The following is a 21,690-nucleotide window of genomic DNA, read 5'->3' as shown; positions in this document are numbered from 1 at the left end:
CATCTTTCTTATTGTATTTAACTTCTATTCCCTTGCCTTTCCGAACGAAACGAAAAAAGACCCGCCAAGGCGGGACCATTTTTATTCACTGTGCTGATCGGTATAGGCAATGATGGCATCTCGCAAATACTGCGCTGCGCCTTCACCGGCTCTATCATAGTACGCAGCAAACCGTTCATCTGCCACATACATCTCCGCTAGGCCGGCGTGTGCTTTGGGATCGTAACTGCCCCACGTAAACCCGAGCCATTGCCGGTGCAAATCGGCTACTTCCTGACCCGCAGCTCCTGCCTGTTCGCCTTCTGTTAGCGCACGTTCCAACTTGTCCAGAATGTCTTGCTCAAGGCGCTTGAACGCTTCGTATTGTTCTTGGCCCATCCCGAGCATTTTGGCATTTGAGCGGTCGATTTCAGTGTCGCCGTATTTCTCGCGGATTTCTGTTCCGTACGCCGCTTCATTGTCATCAACCAGTTGCTGTTTAAATCCTTCAAACTTTTCGTGATCTGCCATTTGACTATCCCCTTGTTTTGCGGAAATCGTTTTCTCCACATTAGTAATCAACAGGTCCAGGCGGCTGCGTTCTTCAAGTAGCTGTTGTCGCTGTCCGATCAATGCTTCCGTTTCATCAAAATCCGGGTCGTCCAGAAGCTTTGCAATGTCTTGAAGCCCAAACCCAAGTTCCCGGTAAAACAGAATGAGCTGCAGGCGATCGATTTCTGCGCTGTTGTACACCCGGTAACCAGATTCGTTTTTCTGCGGCATCAGCAAGCCGATGGAATCGTAATAACGCAAAGTACGTGCGCTGACGCCGGCAAGCGAAGCCAGTTTTTGCACTGTATACATGCCGCCACCTCCTGATAACTTCATCTTAAACCTTGACGCAGCGTCAAGGTCAAGAGAAAACATTAAGTTAATTGTTGCTCGGCAAATTCCCGGTATAAAGCATGTTTCCCAGTTAACTCGCGGTGACTGCCGGTGCCTGTAACGCGCCCGCCTTCAATAAAGACAATCTGATCCGCATCGACGATGGTAGACAAGCGATGGGCAATAACCAATGTTGTGCGCCCTTCCATCAAGCGTCCAAGTGCTTGCCCAACGATGCCCTCGGATTGGCTGTCGAGACTTGCGGTCGCTTCGTCCATCATCAATAATTTAGGATCACGTAAAAATGCACGGGCGATGGCAATGCGCTGTCTTTGCCCGCCGGACAATTTCACGCCGCGCTCTCCGACTTGTGTGTCTAATCCATCGGGAAACGAAGCGATGAATTCTTCAGCATACGCCATGCGGGAAACACGCCACAATTCTTCATCCTCATAGCTGTCGGCATCCGGCAAACCATACGTCAAATTGGCGCGGATCGTGCCGCCCATCATGGCACTTTCTTGTGACACATAACCGATTTGGTCGCGCCAGGAAGAAATGGCCACTTCACCGATCGGCACATCTCCAATCGTGATCGTCCCTGCAGTCGGTTCGTAAAAGCGTTCAATTAGCCCGAAAATGGTCGTCTTGCCTCCACCACTCGGCCCGGCAAAGGCAATCTTCTGGCCAGGATGCGCTTCGAATGACACGCCTTGCAAGACCGGTTCGCCGGTTTCGTAGGAAAAGCTGACGTCTTCAAGGCGCAGCGTTTTGCCGCTGATGTCTATTTCTTTGCCACGCTCTTGTTCTTCAAGCGGCAATTCCAGAATGTCGATGATGCGCTCTGTCGCGCCTCTCGCTTTTTGCAACTCCGTAAAAAAGCGCGCAAACGTAGCGAGCGGCACGACAATTTGGAACAGATACAGAAGGAAAGCGACCAGCGATCCGGTCGACATCGATCCTTCCGATACTCGGATACCGCCGTAGCCGATGATCATCACGATGACGACCATGACGACCAAATACATGAGCGGGCCGATCAAGGCATAGACTTTCGCTTCTCTCATGCCAAGGCCATAAAGTTTCTGAACGCCTGACAACCCGCGCTGTTCTTCCACTTGTTCGGCAGTCGATGATTTCATCAAGCGGATTTCGCCGAGTGTCTGTTGAACATCGCCTGTGAACACAGCGGTTTCATCTTGCAAACTGCGGGAAATCTTCGCCATCTTGCGTCCCAAAGGAATCATGATGGCGATCGTCAACGGCACGGCAAGCATCATGATCAAGGTCATTTTCCAGTCCAGCACAAGAAGAATAGCAACCGCCCCGATAATGGTAATAATGCCAGTGACGAAATTCGGGAAATGATCAGTGATCAGATTCCGGACGATGCCGGTATCGTTGACGACACGGCTCACTGTCTGGCCACTCGCATGCTGGTCGAAATAGCCGACACGCAAACGCAGCAAATGAAGCCACATGCGTTCGCGCAGACCCGCCACGATGCGCTGTCCGACCATACTTAGTAAATAAATCGATACGCCGTTAATGATAGCCTGTACGATAAACGCAGCCGCAAGCGTCGCAATCAAACCCGCGCTTAATGCTTCTACTGAAAAGCCGTCCACCAATTCTCTCGTGAGCAATGGCACAAGCAAGCCGACAATTGTCGTCACAAGGCTCGTCGCCAGTCCGAAAACCAGCGCCCATTTCGGGATTTTAATCGATGTTAAAAGTGTAAAAAACGGCTTGATGCTTTGTTTTTTCTCTATGGATTCCATCCTTACATCTCCTATCTATCCGTTCGCCACTGTTTATGCAGCGGTAATTTTCCGGTCTTTTGGCAGTGCCAAGCCAACCAATCCGAGAATCGGCAAGACGGAAATAATAACCATCGTTTCATACACGCCAATCGAATCCATCAATACGCCAATCGCAACTGCCCCAATCGCCCCCATGCCAAACGCCAAACCGACTGTCAGCCCAGACATCGTGCCGATTCTGCTGGGCACAAGCTCTTGGGCGTAAACGACCATGACGGAAAAACTCAACATGAGGAAAAAGCCAAGCACGGCCAGAATGACGGCAACGATTGGAAGCGCCACATAAGGCAACACCAGTGCCAACGGGATTGGCACAATCAATGACAGCACGATGACGCGCTTGCGGCCGATGCGGTCTGCAAGCGGGCCGCCAAAAAAAGTCCCGAACGCACCGATTCCAAGGAACAAGAAAATGAACATTTGTCCTTGTTGGATCGTCACGCCGTAGTTCTCCATTAAATGGAATATATAAAAGCTCGTAATCGTCGTTATGTAGAAAGTACGCGCGAATATGATTAATAACAGTAAGGTCAAAGCCGTACCTACTTGCTTTTTCGTCAAAGGCGGCAAAGAAGACAGCACCGCTTTTTTCACTTTCGCGAGCTTATCACGTTCTAACTGTGCCTTGTACCAAGCGGAAATCTTCGTTAGCACAAAAATGCCGAGCGCTGCGACGAAGAGAAACAGCGCTGCGCCCCGTTGACCGAGCGGTACGAGGATGAAGGCACTGATCAAAGGGGCCAGCGCTTGACCGGAGTTGCCACCAACTTGGTAAATCGACTGCGACAAACCACGTCTCGAACCCGCTGCCATATAGGAAACACGCGAGCCTTCCGGATGAAATACCGCAGAACCAAAGCCGAGGAAAATTACCGACAGCAAGATGAGCCAGTATTCCGGAGCGAAAGCCAAGCCGGCAATCCCGATAAAAGAAAATACCATGCCGAGCGGCAGCGCGTAAGGCATCGGCTTTTTATCGCTCGCAAACCCGATGACCGGCTGCAGGACAGAAGCGACCATATTGAGCGCAAAAGCGATCAGCCCGAGCTGTGTAAAGGACAAGCCCAAATCTTTCTCCAAAATCGGGAACATTGCCGGGATCACCGCCTGCAAGGAATCATTCAATAAATGGACACCACCGATCGCGAACATCACCGGATAAACCGGGCTCCCCGCGAGTGAGGATGAGGAAATTGCTTTTGCCATACTGCCGCCTCCAAATTAAGTAATCGCTATTTTTTCCATTATAACCCACTTTTCGTGCACAAGAGCATGCACAAAGAGCGCAGTTGCACATTCATTGTTGAATGCCCATCTGCGCTCTTGTTTTTGCCTATGAGCCCACTTTACAGCAAGCGGAGGAATAACACTTTCAAGTAATCGCCTTCCGGGAATCTCCGGTCGACATGGAAATCTGTCGGCAGGCTGTAGGTCTCCACCACTTTGTATTTCTGGTCTCTATCTTTGAATGCTTTATCGATCATTTGAGTGAATTTCTTCATATTAAATGAAGCGCTATTGGTCGAAGCGACGATCAAGCCGCCTGGCGCCGTAATATCAATCGACTCTTTCATGAGATTGGTGTAATCTTTCGCCGCACTGAAGACGTGCTTTTTCGAACGCGCAAAGCTTGGGGGATCGAGGACGACCACATCAAAGCTCAAGTTTTTGCGCTTGGCGTATTTGAAATAATTGAAAACGTCCATGACCAAAATGTCCTGCTCGTCAAAATCGATGCCATTGATGCTGAACTGTTCGATGGTTTTTGCCGAACTGCGCTTCGCAAGGTCCACGCTTGTTGTCTTGTCCGCCCCGCCAAGCGCTGCTGCTACAGAAAACGCACCTGTGTAAGAGAAGGTATTCAAGACGCTTTTGCCGTCCGCATATTTCGTGCGAATCGCTTGGCGCACATCGCGCTGGTCAAGGAAAATGCCGGTCATTGCGCCATCATTCAAATAAACCGCGTAATTCACGCCGTTTTCCTGAACGATCAACGGGAATTCCCCGCGCTCGCCCGATACGAAATCATCGTCTTCGATATACTGGCCTTTCGTGTCGAAGCGTTTCTTTTCATAGATGCCGATACACTCCACTACGTTCTCTAAAGCGGCTACGACGTCTTCGCGGAACGAATAGACCCCTTCGCTATACCAGGACAGCAAGTAAAATCCTGCGTAATAATCGATCGTCAATCCACCAAAGCCGTCTCCTTCGCCGTTAAACACACGGAAGGCCGTCGTCTCTGGGTTGTTGAAGAATTTCTCACGGCGGCTGAAGGCGAGTTCTAGTTTGCGTTCGATAAAGGCTTGCCCGACCGCTTCGTCCTGGTTTCTCGTCAAGACCCAGCCGGCGCCTTTGTTTTGCTCGCCGTAATAGCCGGTACCGAGGTATTCCCCGTCTTTGTCAACGAGGCGCAGCAAGCTGCCTTCGGGTGCGTCGATGTCGTTCATCAATCCGTCTTTTGTGACGAGCGGCGACCCTTTCGCCAATTCATTTCTTAATGTGTCTTTCACTGTTATGGTCAATTCGTTTCTCACAATTCCTCATCCTATCTATGCCGTTGCGTTTTGCATTATAATCAGTGTAAAGGAAATCTGTCGCCCTGCCCACTTCCAAACGTTCTTTTCGGTGAAATGGGCATGGAAACGAGAAGGCTTGTGAAAACGCAATGGCTATTCTTTTCCGGTTCGGTTCGGAATCGCTTCCTGGGACGTGCTTGGAAAAGATAGTGGGAGGTTGGGTGTTGAATTGTTTTTACTTCGCCTGAGTAGTCGCCGCCGGGCTTTGGGTTGGCCTCTCACAGTAAGTCAGGAAGACCGCCTGTCTTACGGCTTCGGCTCACCCCTTTACGCTTGGCGGCTGAGCGATTTCATTGAGTGAAGCGTGTTTATGTAGTTCGGCTTCCTTACCCAGTTGCCGGCTTGTGGGGGAATCGCTTCCTGGGACATGCTTAGAGAAGATAGCGGGAGTTTGGGTGTTGAATTGTTTTTGCTTTTGTTTTTACTTTGCCTGAGTAGTCGCCGCCGGGCTTTGGGTTGGCCTCTCGCAGTAAGCCAAGAAGGACGCTTGTCTTACCGCTTCGGCTCACCCTTTTACGCTCGGCGGCTGAGTGATTTCGTTGAGTGAAGCGTGTTTAGATAGTTCTGCTTCCGTACCCAGTTGCCGGCTTGTGGGGGAATCGCTTCCCGGGATGCAGCGTCTGGCACGTTGGTGCTTCAGCCAAAAACTTTATTGGGGATCAGAACTAGCTTGCCTCGCGGTACCAAAGATAACTTGAGCTACAAAACATGAAGCATTTCTTCATTTTCTATCGAGTGAACAGGAGAAGTTTTCTTCCCCTCTAAAACTAGAGACGGAGTGGAAGGGGGCTGACGCCTGTGGGACCGCGCGGGCTGGCGAGACAAATGTACGGCGTTCTTTTTGCCATCTTGGCCGGGCACCCGCCCTATACTCGGGCAGCTGAAAGCGCGACGTCCTGTCGCATCAGCTGCATGAGTCGCATCCTGCGAGCCCCAAGCAGCCCCCTGCAACGCAGTCGACAAGCGGGAGCTTTTCCACTTGCTTCTTTTCATCTCAAGCTTTCCAACCCTCGTTCCCACTAGCCCGCCCAATAGAAAAAAGCGCTCCGCAACGATGCGGAACGCTTTGTATCCATTATTCATTCTTGCATCCATTCCCAGGCATCGTTCATTTCGTCGAGACTGAAATGACGTGTTTCCAGGCCATCTGCGAAACCTTTCCAGCCGCTCGTGGCCTGGGTCCAGTCCTTTTCGCTGATGACCGCGAACTTGCGCGCTTGGCTCCAGCTATCACGGTCGATGTCCGCACTGTCTGCTGCATCGAACAAAGTGGAATCTTCCACTTTGTAGATGATCGCATACATATTAAAATGGCCTTTTTCGTTCACTTTCTCACGGATGACGTGATCCAACTTCTCAAAATCGGCTTTGCTGGCACGTCCTTCTACTTCAATTGCGATTGTTTCGATATCTTTACTCGGCACAATGGACAGCATGTCCCTTCACCTCTCCTTTATCCAATCCCAGGCCTGCTCCATCTGGTCGATCGGGAAATATTCTGCTTGAACGCCTGGAAGTTTATCGATAGCACCAGAGGCTTTATCGAGCCAATTTTGTTCACTGACAATGGCCAGTTTATTATACTGGGTCCAGCGCTTGGCATCGATGGCCAGTTCCTCGAATATCGCGCCTGCGGTTGGGGCGTCGATATCGCCGATAACGGCATAGACATTGAATTTCTCATCGTTGCGGAATTTCTCGAATACGACATTATCGAATTTTTTCAAATCGTCTTTGGTCACCTTGCCTTCGACTTCGATAGCAAAGGTTTGTTCGTCTTTACTGGTAACGAATGATAACATGGCGGCTCCTCCTTAAAGTTTCCTGATAGAGCTGTTATTCCCTTTAGGGAGGGCCTCAAACTGCCATTCGCAAATCCGTGTTTCAGATATATTGCATTCTGCATTTTACTGATGTGTAGATTAGTGTATAATGGAGTCAGATAATTTCGAAAGGAGATTTACTATGCCGATTCCTGTAGATCATACAAGGCCGGTACGCGTTTCCGCTAAAGAAAGCGCCCACTTGCAACTGCAGCAATGGATCATCGATGGCACGTTACAGCCTGGTGAAAAACTGGTCGACACCGAACTCGCCGAAGCACTCAATTTGAGCCGCACGCCGATTCGCGAAGCCCTGCAGCTTTTAGAAGTACAAGGATTCATTGAAATGTTTCCTGGCAAAGCGACACGCGTGACGGATATCCATATCGAAGACATTAAACACCTCCTGCCTCCTCTAGCTGTGCTGCAAGCACTTGCCGGTGAACTGGCCATCCCGAATTTGACTCCTGAAATTTTCGGGCTTTTGGAAGAAACCAACCGGAAGTTTGCGCGCGCAATCCGCAGCAGCGATTCCTTCTCTGCCTTAAAAATCGATGAAGAGTTCCATCAAATCATCGTCGATGCGGCCGGAAATCCATATATTGATTCCATTCTCGGCCAGCTTCAATCACACGTCCGCAGACAGTTTTTCCATCACTCCCTTGTCCTGACGATGCGTTCTCACGATGAGCATATTGAAATCATCGAGACACTCAAAGCAGGAGATGGCGACAAGATCTCACATTTAATGAAATCCAACTGGGTCCGCACCATCGAAGAATTGACCGCTTCCAAAGGTATTTAAAAAAGCTGTTCCACAACGTGTCAGACACGTTGGGAACAGCTTTTTTTAGCGATTGGTGAATGCAGGCGATTCCGCTCCGTTGCGGTTTCTCATGCGGGCGACAATGCCGGAAATGAGAATGGCAGCTAATGCCGGGACAAACCATCCCAGCCCATCGCTGTACAGCGGCAGAACTTCTGCATAAAAGTCGATGATGCTTTGGAGCCAAGCTGGATTGTCCGTACCCAGTGAACCAGTTAAGGTCTTCAATCCATCGATGATGGCAATGAGGAATGTCACGCCGATGGCTGATACGTAAACGATACGGCTGTGATTGAAAAGCGGTGACATGAACGCCAACATGATCAAGACGATTGCCAGTGGGTACAAGAACATTAAGACCGGAATCGAATAGGTGATGATGTTCGACAATCCGGCATTCGTCACAACCAATGAGAATATTGTAAAGATAAAGACGTAGGTGCGGTAGCTGATGCTTGGCGTCAGCTTATGGAAAAATTCCGAAGTCGCCACCGTCAAGCCGACCGCAGTTGTCAGGCAGGCCAAGATGATGATGACGGCCAATAGCATGGCGCCGAACGTACCGAAATAATGTTCAGACGCTCCGCTTAACACAGGTCCACCCGTTTCCAATAGACCGAGTTGAGCCGTGCTCGTCGCGCCAAGAAACGCAATGCCCGTATAAACGATCGCCAATAAAGCCGCGGCGACAGCCCCGCTGAGAAGCGTTGCTTTGAGCAAGCCTTTAGAAGAAGTCACGCCCATTTTTTGAACAGCAGAAATGACAATGATCCCGAATACGAGTGAAGCGAGCGCATCCATCGTGTTATATCCTTCCGTAAAGCCAGTCAGAAATGCGCCAGTGGCATATCCGTCTTGCGCAGGTCCTGCCTCCCCCATCGGAGAAACAAACGCAGCGACCAGCAAAATGCCAAGGACCACCAAAATGGCCGGAGCGAGGAATTTGCCGATGCTGTCGACCATTTGCGTCGGATTCAACGATAGCAATAAAGAAATAACGTAAAAAATAACCGAGAAGACGATCAAGCCGATGGCAACTGACCCGTCACCGATAAACGGCACGATGCCGACTTCATAAGAAACGGCAGCCGTCCGCGGCAAGGCGAAGAACGGCCCGATCGTCAAATAAAGAGCGGCAGTGAACAATAGACCATACACTGGATGTACACGGCTTGAAAGGTCCTGCAAGTCTTTGCTTTTTGAAAAGCCGATTGCCAAGATGCCAAGAAGCGGCAGCCCGACACCTGTTGTCAAGAAACCGGCCATCGCCACCCAAACGTGTTCACCTGCATACTGGCCGAGCTGTGCCGGGAAAATCAAATTCCCCGCTCCAAAAAATAATGCGAAAAGCATTGTCCCAATAATAAGATATGCTTTCATCGATAATTTGCTGTCCATACTTAACTAACTCCCTCACTTGTTTGAATATTCATTTTCTTTTATCCCTAAATACTATCAGCGAATAATTGTATGCGATATATTGCACAATGTAATACTACAACATCTTTTATAAAATGCAAGGATTAAATTTTTGTTTTCGGAAAATTTCATTATACGCTGTAAATGCTGCGATGTAGAGCTTTTTCGCTATAACATTTTCTTCCTTGACTGACAGTTTTTCCGTGTCCATAACCGAACATATTGGCTCGCATTTTGTGCTTATTGCTGTAAAATATCTACGTAGATGAAGACGTCCATCGTTTTCCAAAATTATCTGGAAGGCGGAGATGCACAATGAAAATCATACGCATTATTTTGCAATTGCTTGTGCTTTATGGCTTTTTGCTGATTGGCGAAGCCATACAAGCTTTGCTCCATTTGCCTATGCCTGGCAGCATCATCGGCTTTTTATTACTGTTTGGCGCATTATTGCTGAAAATTTATCCTCTTGAATGGATCGATGCCGGCGCGACATTCTTATTGAGTTTTCTTTCCTTATATTTCATTCCGGCTACGGTCGGCGTCGTCGATTATGGTCCGCTATTTTCCGGAAAAGGGGCGTTGCTGTTGCCGGTTGTCATCATTAGCACGTTAATCACGATGGCCGCGGCCGGATTCGTAAGCCAACACATGGCGAATCGACATGCAGCGAAAAAGGAGGAAACTTAATCATGGCATTTACTCCTGCAGCCCTTATTTTTTCCACGCTGACCGTCACGGCCTATGTCATTGCCAATTTCATCTATTTAAGATTTCGCAAAACGCCCTTGAACCCGGTCATTACCACAACCGTCGCACTCGTGGCAATCTTGGTCCTGTTCGATATTCCTTACGAAACTTATATGGAAGGCGGCGACTGGATCGCATTTCTCCTCGGACCGGCTGTTGTGGCACTTGCTGTCCCGCTCTATAAGCATCGTCAATTGCTCCAAAAAAACTTGGTCCCGATCGCAGCCGGAATCACTGCCGGGGTCCTTGCTGGCCTCGTCAGCGGTACCTTATTCACGCGCTGGCTCGGTTTTGCGGATGAATTGATTTTGACGGTCTTGCCGAAATCGTTGACGACGCCTGTTGCCATGCAGATCGCCTCGACCATTGGCGGCATCCCGTCGCTCGCTGCCGTCTTCGTCATGGTCGCGGGGTTCACAGGCATTCTGCTCGGCCCGTATATGCTGCACGCATTGCATATCGATTCCCCGATTGGGCGTGGTATCGGTCTCGGCGCATCAGCCCATGGCCTGGGCACAGCGAAAGCGTTCGAATACGGCCCTGAATCAGCTTCGATGAGTTCTGTCGCGATGACTTTGGCTGCTGTTCTTGGCGCATTGCTCAGCCCCCTCGTAGCCTGGCTGCTGTTATGAACCTAAAAATCCCCAGCGCTTTATCGCGCCGGGGATTTTTTCATTTCTCCTTCTATTCTATGCTGCCATTCAGTCAGCTATCAATTTTGCAAATCACGCCGGCGGAAGCCATAGGCACCTGCTAGCGCCAAAGCTGCTGCAATGACAACCATCAATATGAGCACGCCGTAATTGACCTCATCCAATGGAATCGCCGGGATGTGTCCATAAGGCGTCAACTTTTCCACCCACTCCGGTAGTTGCAGTAACTCTCCCAAGTAGACGACGAAAAATGATACACCTAAGTAAAGCCAGAGGAAACTCGCAATACTAGGCCAGAAGCCGACAAATGCCAGGGCCAGCCCGATCATGACCAGCACCGCAGGCAAATATGCTAGCGGCGCGCCGAGATAGGTGTTAAACGACAAGCTGTCTTCTAACACACTATTGCCCGCAATGCCGAGTCCAAGCCCGGTCATCGCAAGCATCGTGACGGCAGTCAATGAAGCGAGGAGCCAATAGCTAAAAACAAGGCGCACGCGGGAAACCGAGCGGCTCACCAGGTGCTCCATCCGCTCATTCTTTTCTTCTGTCTTGATCTTCAATACCACCATAATCGCTGGGATTGAAGCCAGAATGGCCATGACTGATGACAACACGGGGATGAACAATTCGATCAGGCTGAATCCTGCTTGCTGGACAATCAATTGCTGGAAAAGCTCGATATCATCGAAGAAACTTTCGATTTCGCCAAGCACAGAGCCATAAGAAGCGCCCAGAATAAACATGGCAACTGCCCAAGCAATCAGGCTCGTGCGTTGAAGGCGAAATGCTAAACCGAACGTCCCTTGCAACATACTAGAAGCGGTGGTTCGTCCAGCTCGCGTCGGTAAAAAGCCCGAATCGTGGTCACGGATACTGTTTAAATACAAGGCAAGGATAGAGAGGGCGAGTGCCAAGCCGAGCGACAACCCAACCGGCCACCACTCGTTTTCGATATAGGGCTTGGCACGCAGGATCCATCCGAGCGGAGAGGTGAGTGCCAATGGTTCGCTCATGACATCACCTATTGCGCGAATCATGTAAAACGCGAGCAACGCGGCAATCGACAAGCCGGTCGTAGCCCGGGCGTTCTGTGTCAATTGTGCAAGGACGATCGTCAATGCCGCGAAGAAGAATCCTGTGGCTCCTAACGACGCACCGAACAAGAGAGAACCGTGGAGGTCCACACTGTCGACTCCAAGAGCTGCCATCGAAACGCCGGTCACCAAAGCGAGTAAGGCATTGACACCCGCTAGCACGCCTAAAACTGCTGCCGTACTCGACAACCGGCCGACAGGGAGCGCGCGGACCAATTCTAGCCGCCCTTCCTCTTCATCGCCTCGTGTATGGCGACTGACCAATAAAATATTCATTAGCGCCACAACAGCGGCCGTCATCAACAGCATTTCATGCGCTGTCATAGCACCTGTCGTATAGTCCATTCCACCGTAATTCGGCCCGACCATGGCGATCATGGCCGGATTTTCCATCGTTTCGCTTAAAGCTTGGCGTTCGATATCGTCTCCGTATAAATTTTCGAAGACGAGGACGACACCTGCCGATACAAAAGCGAACGACAAGATCCAGATGGGCAGGCGGATTCGGTCTCGCCGCAAGATAAAACGCATCAAACTCCACGTATGGTCAAAAAGCTGGCTCATCACACGCCACCCCCTGCTCCTGTCTCCGTTTCTTCATAATGGCGGATAAACAAATCTTCCAAGGTTGGCGGACGGCTTTCCATCCGCTTCAGGCCGAACGCGCTTAAATGGCGAACGACTGCATCAAGTTCATCGCTGTCCACTTGGAATGACCAGCCGCCATCAAAGGGCTCAACACGGTGCACGCCCCGCAGTTCGGCCAAGTCCGGTATCGGCTGATGGGTTTCAATGAACATCAAAGAGCCTGTTAAATGGCGCATCTCTTTAAGCGTCCCGGTTTCAATAATGCGCCCTTTGCGGATAATTGCCACCCGGTCGCATAGTTTTTCTACTTCTGATAGGATATGGCTCGACAGGAGGATGCTCTTGCCTTGTGCTTTCGCTTCCTGGACGTATTCGGCAAACACGCGCTCCATGAGCGGATCGAGACCAGACGTCGGCTCATCAAAGATATAAAGATCTGCATCTGCAGAAAAGGCAGCGATGAGCGCCACTTTCTGCCGATTGCCTTTTGAATAGGTCCGGCATTTTTTGCTTGGGTCGAGCCCGAACCGGCTGATCAGCTCATCGCGCCGTTTCTTGTCGTAGCCGCCGCGTAATCTGCCAAACAAATCGATCACTTCGCCGCCGGTCAAGTTTGGCCATAAATTGACATCCCCTGGCACGTACGCCACTCGTTTATGGATATCGACGGCATCTTTCCAAACATCTTTGCCGAAAATCTCGGCGCTGCCTTCCGATGCTTTCAAAATGCCGAGCAAGACACGCAAAGTCGTTGATTTCCCTGCCCCGTTCGGCCCGATGAAACCGAAGACTTCTCCTTCTTTCACTTCGATATCGACGCCATCCAGCGCTTTGAACTCCCCGAATGTTTTACTGAGCCCTTGTGTTTTGACGACCGTCATGACGATTCCCCCTCCGTTTCGTAAAAACTCCTTTTCAAAATAGCCAAATAGCCATAAAATTCATCCCAATACGGCGCAAAGTCAATCTCAGCAAGGTTCTGGCCAGACAGCTTCGCAAGCAATTCCTGTTGGAAGCCATCGATCGACCAACGGATCAAATGGAATACTTTATCGGGATCTGCATCTTTCCGGAAACGGCTTTTGTCGATACCTTCATACATGAGCCGGTAGCCGGTCTGTTTCAGTTCGCCTATTTTCACCGCCAGCTCGTCAGGCAAAGGCGCATCGTTTTCTTGCATAAACACAGCTGAGAAATTGAATACTTCCTCATTTTCAACTTGGGCTTCCATTTTCAGGCGGGCAAGCTGTGTGAGTCGTTCAATCATATCCGGTTCTTCCCCATCCACTCGGTCCAAATAACGGCTCTGGATGGTTTCAAGGCTATACTTCACCAAATACGCGTACAGCTCCTGCTTGCTCGTGAAATAATAAAACAACATCCCCTTGCCGATGCCTGCCGCTTGGACGATGCGATTGGTCGAGGCTTTCGCGTAGCCATGCGCCGCAAATTCAGCAAGCGCGGCCTGAAGAATGGTGCGTTGCTTGCGCTCTTCTAAATTTTCAAATCGTTCAACGATGACGATCACCTCCATATCCACGCACAACTTGACCACCCTGGTCGACTTCAATATACAACATTCGACCACTCTGGTCAATTTAAATATCAGATAATTACAACTTTATTCAAGTGAGTATTTCAGCTTTCCTGAAAGCGCTTATCATGCTATGTTTGACGTACACATGACAAGACAGGAGGAACTTCTTTTGAACAAAATTTTATCATCCAAGTTTTCCATCACCGCACTTTCTGCCGCTGCAGCACTTACCTTGTCCGCATGCGGCAGCGACAGCGAAGAAACCGCTGAAGAAACAGCCAGCGCATGGGACGAAATACAAGAACAAGGCACCTTGACCGTCGCAACATCCGGTACGCTTTACCCGACTTCCTACCGTGAAGAAGGCACCGATGAATTGACCGGTTTTGAAGTCGAGGTCGTTCGCGAAATGGCTGAACGCCTTGAACTTGAAATTGAGTTTTCTGAAATGGGCTTTGACGAGATGATGACGTCCGTCCAAACTGGCCAAGTCGATATCGCCGCGAATGATATCGAGATTAACGAAGACCGCAAAGAGAAATTCGTCTTCTCTACGCCGTTCAAATATTCGTACGGGACAGCCATCGTTCGCGAAGGCGATCTTTCTGGCATCGAGACGCTAGAAGACCTTGAAGGCAAAAAAGCAGCCGGCGCTTCAACATCCGTTTATATGGAAACTGCCCGTTCATATGGCGCTGAAGAAGTGACCTACGACAACGCAACAAATGAAACGTATTTGCGCGACGTCGCAATCGGCCGCACCGATGTCATTCTCAACGATTATTATTTGCAGACACTCGCCATCGAAGCGTTCCCAGAACTCGAGATCGTTATCCACCCAACGATCAAATACCGCCCGTCTGAAGGCGGCATGGTCATGAACAAAGGTAATGACGAATTGGTCGAAAACGTCAACAATGCAATCGATGAGATGCTTGAAGACGGCACTATCGCTGAACTTTCCGCCGAGTTTTTTGACGGAGCCGATGTGACACAGCCGATTGAAATTGAAGAATAAGCTCAACTGCCCCGATGCCGGCTTCTGCTGGCATCGGTTTTTTTATGGAATGCTATTCTTTCAATAACATTTTTTGAAGCTATTGCGGAAGCTTTTTTGTGTTTTTTTCCATAATCCTCCTGTTCATTGGGCCAAATTATTGATTCATGCTAATAGATGAAGCGATTTATCGATAAGTGCACTCTTCAAACTCCAACTTTCTTCCACTTTCATTCACTAATGAGAAGCATTATACTGTTAAAGTATTTAGAATAATCTGCAGATGAGGTGAACTTTTTGGCATTCACATTTTCCCCGCTCAGTGAACAGGCACTGGTCATCGAAACCGGCGCCATCATCAATAAAGAGTCGGAGCAAGCCGTCCGCAAGCTGTCGGCGCTCTTAGAAAAAGAAGCGCCGGAGTGGCTAATCGAATTCATCCCAGCGTTCACGACGGTCACGGTTTTTTATGATCCATGCCAGCTCAAACAAGCAGAGGTGGAACAGGAACTAAAATCGCTAATGGCCCAAATGGATGAGGTCGAAGCACCCGCTCCACGCCAAATCGAAATTCCGGTTTGTTATGGCGGCGATTTTGGTCCTGACCTTCGCTTTGTCGCAGAGCATAATGGCCTGACGGAAGAAGAAGTCATAGACATCCATACGTCTGGCATCTACAGCGTGCACATGATTGGGTTTGCCCCGGGCTTTCCGTTCATCGGCGGCATGTCCGAAAAAATTGCCGCACCTAGAAGGAAATCGCCGCGTTTGCGCATTCCTGAACGCACTGTCGGGATTGCCGGCATGCAAACCGGTGTCTATCCGATTAAAACACCGGGCGGCTGGCAGTTGATCGGCCGCACACCTTTGCGTCTATTTGTGCCAGACCAAGACATCCCGAGTTTGCTTCGGGCCGGAGACGAAATCCGCTTCACGCAAATCGATGAAGCTGAATACCGGGAACAGGAGGCGAAGCAAGATGCTGACCATTCGTAAAAGTGGGCTGCAAACAGCTGTGCAAGATCTCGGCCGCACCGGATTTCAGCGCTATGGTGTCATCGCAAGCGGCGTTATGGACCCGTTTGCCCACCGCATCGCCAATTTGCTCGCAGGCAATGCCGAAACGGCAGCAACCCTGGAAATCGCCTTGTCCGGCCCGGTCATCGAGTTCGAAGCCGACCATTTCATCGCCATTTGCGGAGGCGACTTATCCCCTTCGCTCGACGGCAAGCCACTTACCATGTGGCGCGGCCATTTCGTCCGAAAGGGCAGCATCCTGTCATTCGGCGAACCGAAGCGCGGCGCACGCAGTTACGTGGCCGTTGCGGGCAGTTTTGATATACCGGTTGTCATGGACAGCTGCTCCACGTATTTACGCGCAGGCATCGGCGGCTTCCACGGGCGCGCGCTAAAAAACGGCGACAGCCTGCAGACGCTCCCTCTTCCTGCCGGGCGCCTAGAAGCCTTAAAAAACCAGAACGCACAGGCACCTGACTGGCTCATCCCGCCTGCCCGCTACCACGAGCAGCCGATCGTCCGGATGATGCCGGGACGTCAATTCACTCTCTTTAATGAAGAGAGCCGGACACGCATATTCGAAGAAACCTTCACCGTTTCAGCCAGTTCAGACCGCATGGGCTATCGCTTGGAAGGTGCTGAACTGGCACTTGAAAAGCAGGAAGAATTGATTTCGGAAGCGGTCGCGTTCGGTTCTGTGCAAGTCCCGGCAGATGGCAACCCCATCGTCTTGCTCGCAGACCGCCAGACGACCGGCGGCTATCCGAAAATCGGCCAAGTCGCAGCGGTCGATTTGCCGCTGATCAGTCAATTAAAACCCGGCGAATCGCTGAAATTCCGCCACATCTCTGTGCATGATGCACAACAGCTTTACATCGAACAAGAACAGCAAATCCGTCAATTGAAAATCGCAATCCAAATGAAACGGGAGGAATGGACATGAACCATCAAGTAGATTTGAACTGTGACATGGGTGAAAGCTTCGGTACCTATACACTTGGCAATGACCGGGCAATTCTCGATTACGTCACTTCCGCCAATATCGCGTGCGGCTTTCACGCAGGCGACCCGGCGACGATGCGCGAAACCGTCAAACTGGCACTCGACAAAAACGTCGGCATCGGTGCCCACCCCGGCCTTCAGGACCTTGCCGGTTTCGGGCGGCGCAACATGGCTGTCACCCCACAGGAAATATACGATCTTGTCATTTACCAGATTGGTGCACTCTACGGGTTTGTGAAAGCAGAAGGCGGAAAGCTTCAACACGTGAAAGCCCACGGCGCCATGTACAATATGGCCGCAGGTGATGCCAAGCTGTCGGAAGCGATCGCAGAAGCGGTCTATAAAATCGACCCGGAACTCGTCTTGTTCGGCTTATCTGGCAGTGAAATCATCAAAGCCGGCAATAAGATCGGCTTGCGCACAGCGAATGAAGTGTTCTCCGACCGCACGTATCAGCCAGATGGCACGCTCACGCCGCGCAGCCAAGACAACGCGCTCATCACCGACCCAGATGCTGCGATCCAACAAGTCATTCACATGGTCAAAGAAAACAAAGTCATCAATACAGAAGGCACCGAGACTGCCTTGAAGGCAGAAACGATCTGCATCCACGGCGATGGCAAGACTGCAAAAGAATTTGCGATGCAGATCTCCGGTTCCTTGAAAGAGGCGGGAATCGCTATCCAACATATCCACAAAATTGTGTAACACCGCCTAAGGAGGAACTTTTATGGACAATGTTAAAAAGATGAAAAATACCAACCGCAGCGTCCTGCTCGGCGCTGCCTTCCTAATGGCGACTTCCGCTATCGGACCGGGGTTCTTGACCCAAACAACCGTTTTTACTGAGACTTTATTGGCGTCATTCGGCTTTGTCATTTTGATCTCCATCATCATCGATATCGGTGCGCAGACGAACATTTGGCGCATCATTGCCATTTCAGGAAAGCGCGCGCAAGATATCGCAAATGACGTGCTGCCAGGGCTTGGCTACGTGCTAGCGTTTCTCGTCGTCATCGGTGGGCTTGCTTTTAATATCGGGAACATTGCTGGTGCTGGGCTCGGTACGAATGTGTTGTTCGGCATTTCCCCGGAACTCGGCGCAGGACTTAGCGGCTTGCTGGCAGTCGGGATCTTCATGGTGAAAGAAGCGGGACGCGCGATGGACCGCTTCGCCCAAATTCTCGGCTTTGTCATGATCGCCTTGACGATTTATGTCATGATCACCGCACAACCGCCTGTCGGTGAAGCGGTGGCGAAAACTTTCGCTCCTGATACAATCGATATTTTTGCGATTGTTACGCTTGTCGGCGGAACCGTCGGCGGCTATATCACGTTCGCCGGCGGCCATCGCCTGGTCGATGCCGGGATGACCGGTCAAAGGCATTTGCCGCAAGTGACGCGCAGCTCCATTTATGCGATTGGGGTCGCGTCCATCATGCGCGTCATCTTATTCCTTGCCGTACTCGGTGTCGTCTCGCAAGGACTGGCTCTCGATCCGGACAATCCGCCAGCTTCTGTATTTCAGCTTGCTGCTGGCAATATCGGCTATAAAATTTTCGGTGTCGTCATGTGGGCTGCCGCAGTCACTTCGGTCGTCGGCGCCGCTTATACCTCTGTTTCGTTCATCCGGTCGTTCAGCCCGGTGCTTGAGAAATATCACCGCTACTTGACCATTGGCTTTATCGTCATCTCGACCATCGTCTTTATCTCCATTGGACGCCCGGTCTTGATTCTCTTGCTTGTCGGCTCGTTGAACGGCTTGATCTTGCCGATTGCACTCGGTGTGATGCTCGTCGCCGCCCACAAGAAAAAAGTCGTCGGCGATTACAAACATCCGCTATGGATGACGATCTTCGGTGTCGTCATCGTGATCGCCATGTCCTGGATGGGCGGTTACACATTATTGAATGGCATCCCGCAATTATTTAAATAAGGAGTGAATGGACATGCAATTCACATCTCCAGAAGAGCTGCGCAGCGCCATCCGGACAGGCGAATTCCAAGCACCGACGTCTGGCTTCGCCCCAGGATTCATCCAAACGAATCTGGCTATTTTGCCAAAAGACATGGCGTTTGAATTTCTGCTGTTCTGTCAGCGCAATCCAAAAGCCTGTCCGGTCATCGATGTCACGGAACCCGGTTCATTTGTTCCGGCATTGTCCGCGCCGTATGCAGATTTGCGCACCGACATTCCGAAATACCGCATCTACCGTGATGGCGTGTTGACGGAAGAAACAACTGACATCCGCCCGTTATGGACAGATGACATGGTCGCTTTCTTGCTTGGCTGCAGCTTTACATTCGAAGAAGCGCTGACACAAAACGGCATTCCGATGCGCCATCAAGAGCAGGGCTGCAACGTGCCGATGTATAAGACTTCGCTTGCAGCTGTCCCAGCCGGCCGCTTCCAAGGACCGACTGTCGTTAGCATGCGCCCGGTCAAAGAACAAGACATCGTCCGCGCGGTGCAAGTGACGAGCCGCTTCCCGAACGTCCACGGCGCTCCCGTCCATATCGGCAATCCCGAATCGATTGGCATCCAAGACATCAACAAGCCCGATTTCGGCGATGCCGTTGAAATTAAAGAAGGCGAAGTGCCGGTCTTCTGGGCATGTGGCGTCACGCCACAAGCCGTCGCGATGGAAAGCAAGCCTTCCTTGATGATCACTCATGCTCCTGGCCATATGTTCGTCACTGACTTGAAATCAGAAGACTTTAGCGTGTTTTAACCCATTCAAAAAGCGCCTGTATGATAAAGTTGCCAATTCGGCTCTTTTCCATACAGACGCTTTTTTAGTCATCCATTAACTTGCGGCGAATGCGGATCGCCACTTGCTGCCAGTAAGTGAGTTGATGTGGGACGCAATCGGCCAAGCCGATTTTCTGATGAAACGGCTGCCTTCCCTCTGTCGTTTCAATAAACCCACGGGCATCGATTGCTTCTGTCTGCCTCATGCACAGTTCAAAGAATGCCAGAAACTCGACAGCCACCATGCCTGAGACTTCCTCTGGTTGCAGGCGGTAATCCTCCAGGTCAATAGGCATGCCTTCGTACAAATGAAGAAAAGCGCGCTCGCGGTCGGTGAATCCAGGCAAGACGATCTCGTCATGCACGACACCCAGCTGCGCTAATTGCTCAAATGAAAGCGTTAAGCCAAGCTCTTCTTTAATTTCCCGAACGCCGTCTCGCATCGATTCGTGCGCTGCGATATGGCCCGCTGCCGTAATATCGAAAAGCCCGGGAAAATCCGCCTTATTTTGGCTTCTTAGCTGCAAATGAATCAAAGTGCGGCCTTGTTCACGCGAAACGATCCAGCAATGAAAGGTCTCGTGCCACAAACCTTGGCGATGGACTTCCTCCCGGGTCGCGACGCCGATTAGCGCACCATCCTCTGTCACACAAGCTAGTTTTTCAATAGCCATCGCGCAATCTCCAAAACACCAATTCTTTCGACTGTGCGATGCGTTCAAATCCAAGCTTTTCGAGCACACGAATCGAAGGCGCATTGTCTTCATAGCATTCCGCCGTCACTTCACGTACTTCCGGAAAAGCAAAGGCCCAATCGATCAAGCCTTGCACGCCTTCTGTCGCGTAGCCGTTCCCTTGATAAGGTTCCTTTACGCCATAGCCGATTTCCACTTTTCCGGCTTTGTCCGGACATCCCTTGAACCCCATATCGCCAATCGGTGCGCCGGATTGATCAAAAGCGATCCATGCCCCCCAGCCGTAAAGACGCTGATCTTGTTTTAAATCGTCTAAATGCAGGCTAATGTGTGCATCCATCGCATAACTGCCATACAAATTCCGATACAGTTCTTCAGTGATGGGGATTAACTTTAGTCGTTCTGTCTGAATTTCTTTTGGCAATGAATTGGTGTTCATATTTTTACCTCCTTGCCTTGCTCAGTCCATGCTTTTGTAAAATGAAAGTGCTTCTTTGATGATCTCACGCGCATATCCTGATCGCCCCTGGATGCGCTCTACCCATGCGTCAAAACTTGCGGCAGCTTCCTCCTGAACCAAGCCCTTGCTCGTGCTGAGCTCACTTTGCCAATCATTAAATTCCCAATGCGCCACTTCTCCTGCGTAAGGCACGCGGACTTCGATGAGCGGTGTTTTGCCAAGCTGATGCTGTGAATATTCCGCTGCCTTCCAAAATGTTTCTTCGCTTACCGGAGCGAGTGAATACTTCTGTACCGACAACTTCCCGCCCGGCCGCTGATAAACGATCGTCATGCCATCCGGCTCAGCCGATAATTGCACATCTGCTCCCGGGAAAAATCCTGTTTGCGGGGTATCCGAAAAAGAGGCATCTTGCGTGTCTAGTAAAATCGGCTGAATCCACTGGTCTCCTAAATCACACAGAAAGCGCCTGCCCTGCCCGTCGATTGCCACAACCGCTGCATGCGCTTCTGCCGTGCTGAGTTCCGACCCAACCGGATAGGCCTCGATTCCCGCTTCGCGAAATTCCGCCAGTAGCCAAAGCGCCAGGTCAAAGCAATTTCCGCCAAGCCCGTAATCCTCCCGATGTTCCTTCATTTGTTCGATGCTGCGCTGCTTTTTCAATCCAGCCCGTTCGTAATTCCAGGCCTTCACCAAATTATCCATTGGCAGCCCGTCAAAGCGCTGCCAGACATTCAGAAGATGTTCACCTGCCCGCATTGCCCAATCCCCTCTCCTCATCCATCTCCCCTTACTTTCGATTCGGGGC

The 21,690-nt window shown here is 50.7% G+C and carries 22 protein-coding genes; 9 read left to right on the top strand and 13 right to left on the bottom strand.

Going from position 1 to position 21,690, the window contains the following annotated elements:
* Positions 1–81: 81 nt before the first annotated feature.
* The 6 genes from BBI11_RS01420 to BBI11_RS01390 all read right to left on the bottom strand — a co-directional run bounded on the left by BBI11_RS01420 (position 82) and on the right by BBI11_RS01390 (position 7,068).
* The gene (locus BBI11_RS01420; RefSeq protein WP_237150305.1) at positions 82–843 is read right to left on the bottom strand and encodes a MerR family transcriptional regulator; all 762 of its coding nucleotides are present in this window, start codon (positions 841–843) and stop codon (positions 82–84) included.
* Between the two features lie 62 nt (positions 844–905).
* Positions 906–2,645 carry an ABC transporter ATP-binding protein gene (locus tag BBI11_RS01415; protein ID WP_068459929.1) on the bottom strand — a complete coding sequence of 580 codons (1,740 nt, stop codon included), beginning with the start codon at positions 2,643–2,645 and terminating at the stop codon, positions 906–908.
* Between the two features lie 33 nt (positions 2,646–2,678).
* Positions 2,679–3,893: an MFS transporter gene (locus BBI11_RS01410; RefSeq protein WP_208597166.1), complete on the bottom strand. Its 1,215-nt coding sequence runs from the start codon at positions 3,891–3,893 to the stop codon at positions 2,679–2,681.
* Between the two features lie 140 nt (positions 3,894–4,033).
* Entirely contained in the window at positions 4,034–5,224 is a 1,191-nt protein-coding gene (locus tag BBI11_RS01405; RefSeq protein ID WP_068459925.1) for a class I SAM-dependent rRNA methyltransferase, read from the bottom strand.
* Between the two features lie 1,121 nt (positions 5,225–6,345).
* On the bottom strand, positions 6,346–6,702 hold the full coding sequence (locus BBI11_RS01395) for a SpoIIAA family protein (protein ID WP_068459921.1): 357 nt from the start codon (positions 6,700–6,702) through the stop codon (positions 6,346–6,348).
* Positions 6,703–6,708: 6 nt separating this feature from the next.
* Positions 6,709–7,068 carry a SpoIIAA family protein gene (locus tag BBI11_RS01390; RefSeq protein WP_068459919.1) on the bottom strand — a complete coding sequence of 120 codons (360 nt, stop codon included), beginning with the start codon at positions 7,066–7,068 and terminating at the stop codon, positions 6,709–6,711.
* A 163-nt stretch (positions 7,069–7,231) separates the two neighbouring features.
* Here BBI11_RS01390 and BBI11_RS01385 point away from each other — a divergent pair, with 163 nt between their 5' ends.
* Positions 7,232–7,894: a GntR family transcriptional regulator gene (locus BBI11_RS01385; protein ID WP_068459917.1), complete on the top strand. Its 663-nt coding sequence runs from the start codon at positions 7,232–7,234 to the stop codon at positions 7,892–7,894.
* Between the two features lie 45 nt (positions 7,895–7,939).
* Here the strand turns inward: BBI11_RS01385 and brnQ are convergent, their stop codons facing one another.
* Positions 7,940–9,313, bottom strand: coding sequence for a branched-chain amino acid transport system II carrier protein (gene brnQ, locus BBI11_RS01380; RefSeq protein WP_068459915.1), 1,374 nt, complete (start codon positions 9,311–9,313; stop codon positions 7,940–7,942).
* Between the two features lie 336 nt (positions 9,314–9,649).
* Here brnQ and BBI11_RS01375 point away from each other — a divergent pair, with 336 nt between their 5' ends.
* The gene (locus tag BBI11_RS01375; RefSeq protein WP_068459913.1) at positions 9,650–10,024 is read left to right on the top strand and encodes a CidA/LrgA family protein; all 375 of its coding nucleotides are present in this window, start codon (positions 9,650–9,652) and stop codon (positions 10,022–10,024) included.
* Between the two features lie 2 nt (positions 10,025–10,026).
* Positions 10,027–10,716, top strand: a complete 690-nt coding sequence (locus tag BBI11_RS01370; RefSeq protein ID WP_068459911.1) for an LrgB family protein — start codon at positions 10,027–10,029, stop codon at positions 10,714–10,716.
* 80 nt (positions 10,717–10,796) lie between these two features.
* On the opposite strand, the gene BBI11_RS01365 is transcribed toward BBI11_RS01370, so the two are convergent.
* The 3 genes from BBI11_RS01365 to BBI11_RS01355 are packed head-to-tail and all read right to left on the bottom strand — an operon-like array spanning position 10,797 to position 13,956.
* Positions 10,797–12,398 (bottom strand): ABC transporter permease, encoded by a 1,602-nt coding sequence (locus tag BBI11_RS01365; protein ID WP_068459909.1) that lies wholly within the window; start codon positions 12,396–12,398, stop codon positions 10,797–10,799.
* Entirely contained in the window at positions 12,398–13,303 is a 906-nt protein-coding gene (locus BBI11_RS01360) for an ABC transporter ATP-binding protein (protein WP_068459907.1), read from the bottom strand. Before BBI11_RS01360 ends, BBI11_RS01365 begins: the two co-directional genes overlap by 1 nt.
* A complete protein-coding gene (locus BBI11_RS01355; protein ID WP_068465512.1) occupies positions 13,300–13,956 on the bottom strand; it encodes a TetR/AcrR family transcriptional regulator in 657 nt (218 codons plus the stop codon). Before BBI11_RS01355 ends, BBI11_RS01360 begins: the two co-directional genes overlap by 4 nt.
* A 172-nt stretch (positions 13,957–14,128) precedes the next feature.
* Between BBI11_RS01355 and BBI11_RS01350 the strand changes: the two genes are divergently transcribed.
* From BBI11_RS01350 to BBI11_RS01325, 6 genes are all read left to right on the top strand, one after another.
* Complete coding sequence (locus BBI11_RS01350) at positions 14,129–14,977, top strand: transporter substrate-binding domain-containing protein (RefSeq protein ID WP_068459905.1); 849 nt, start codon at positions 14,129–14,131, stop codon at positions 14,975–14,977.
* Between the two features lie 276 nt (positions 14,978–15,253).
* Positions 15,254–15,952 carry a 5-oxoprolinase subunit PxpB gene (gene pxpB / locus BBI11_RS01345; RefSeq protein ID WP_068459903.1) on the top strand — a complete coding sequence of 233 codons (699 nt, stop codon included), beginning with the start codon at positions 15,254–15,256 and terminating at the stop codon, positions 15,950–15,952.
* Positions 15,936–16,916, top strand: coding sequence for a 5-oxoprolinase subunit C family protein (locus tag BBI11_RS01340; protein ID WP_068459901.1), 981 nt, complete (start codon positions 15,936–15,938; stop codon positions 16,914–16,916). Before pxpB ends, BBI11_RS01340 begins: the two co-directional genes overlap by 17 nt.
* Positions 16,913–17,683, top strand: a complete 771-nt coding sequence (locus BBI11_RS01335) for a LamB/YcsF family protein (protein WP_068459899.1) — start codon at positions 16,913–16,915, stop codon at positions 17,681–17,683. Before BBI11_RS01340 ends, BBI11_RS01335 begins: the two co-directional genes overlap by 4 nt.
* Positions 17,684–17,705: 22 nt before the next feature.
* Positions 17,706–18,911: an NRAMP family divalent metal transporter gene (locus BBI11_RS01330; RefSeq protein WP_068459898.1), complete on the top strand. Its 1,206-nt coding sequence runs from the start codon at positions 17,706–17,708 to the stop codon at positions 18,909–18,911.
* A gap of 7 nt (positions 18,912–18,918) precedes the next feature.
* Positions 18,919–19,707, top strand: coding sequence for a putative hydro-lyase (locus BBI11_RS01325; protein ID WP_068459895.1), 789 nt, complete (start codon positions 18,919–18,921; stop codon positions 19,705–19,707).
* 64 nt (positions 19,708–19,771) lie between these two features.
* On the opposite strand, the gene BBI11_RS01320 is transcribed toward BBI11_RS01325, so the two are convergent.
* The 3 genes from BBI11_RS01320 to BBI11_RS01310 are packed head-to-tail and all read right to left on the bottom strand — an operon-like array spanning position 19,772 to position 21,641.
* Positions 19,772–20,401, bottom strand: coding sequence for an NUDIX hydrolase (locus BBI11_RS01320; RefSeq protein WP_068459893.1), 630 nt, complete (start codon positions 20,399–20,401; stop codon positions 19,772–19,774).
* Positions 20,391–20,861: a GNAT family N-acetyltransferase gene (locus BBI11_RS01315; RefSeq protein ID WP_068459891.1), complete on the bottom strand. Its 471-nt coding sequence runs from the start codon at positions 20,859–20,861 to the stop codon at positions 20,391–20,393. The genes BBI11_RS01320 and BBI11_RS01315 overlap by 11 nt, the downstream gene beginning before the upstream one ends.
* 21 nt (positions 20,862–20,882) lie before the next feature.
* Entirely contained in the window at positions 20,883–21,641 is a 759-nt protein-coding gene (locus BBI11_RS01310; RefSeq protein WP_068459889.1) for a hypothetical protein, read from the bottom strand.
* Positions 21,642–21,690 lie beyond the last annotated feature (49 nt).

Source organism: Planococcus maritimus (assembly GCF_001687625.2).
GTDB classification, from domain to species: domain Bacteria; phylum Bacillota; class Bacilli; order Bacillales_A; family Planococcaceae; genus Planococcus; species Planococcus maritimus.
This window is presented reverse-complemented; position numbering and strand designations above follow the sequence as displayed.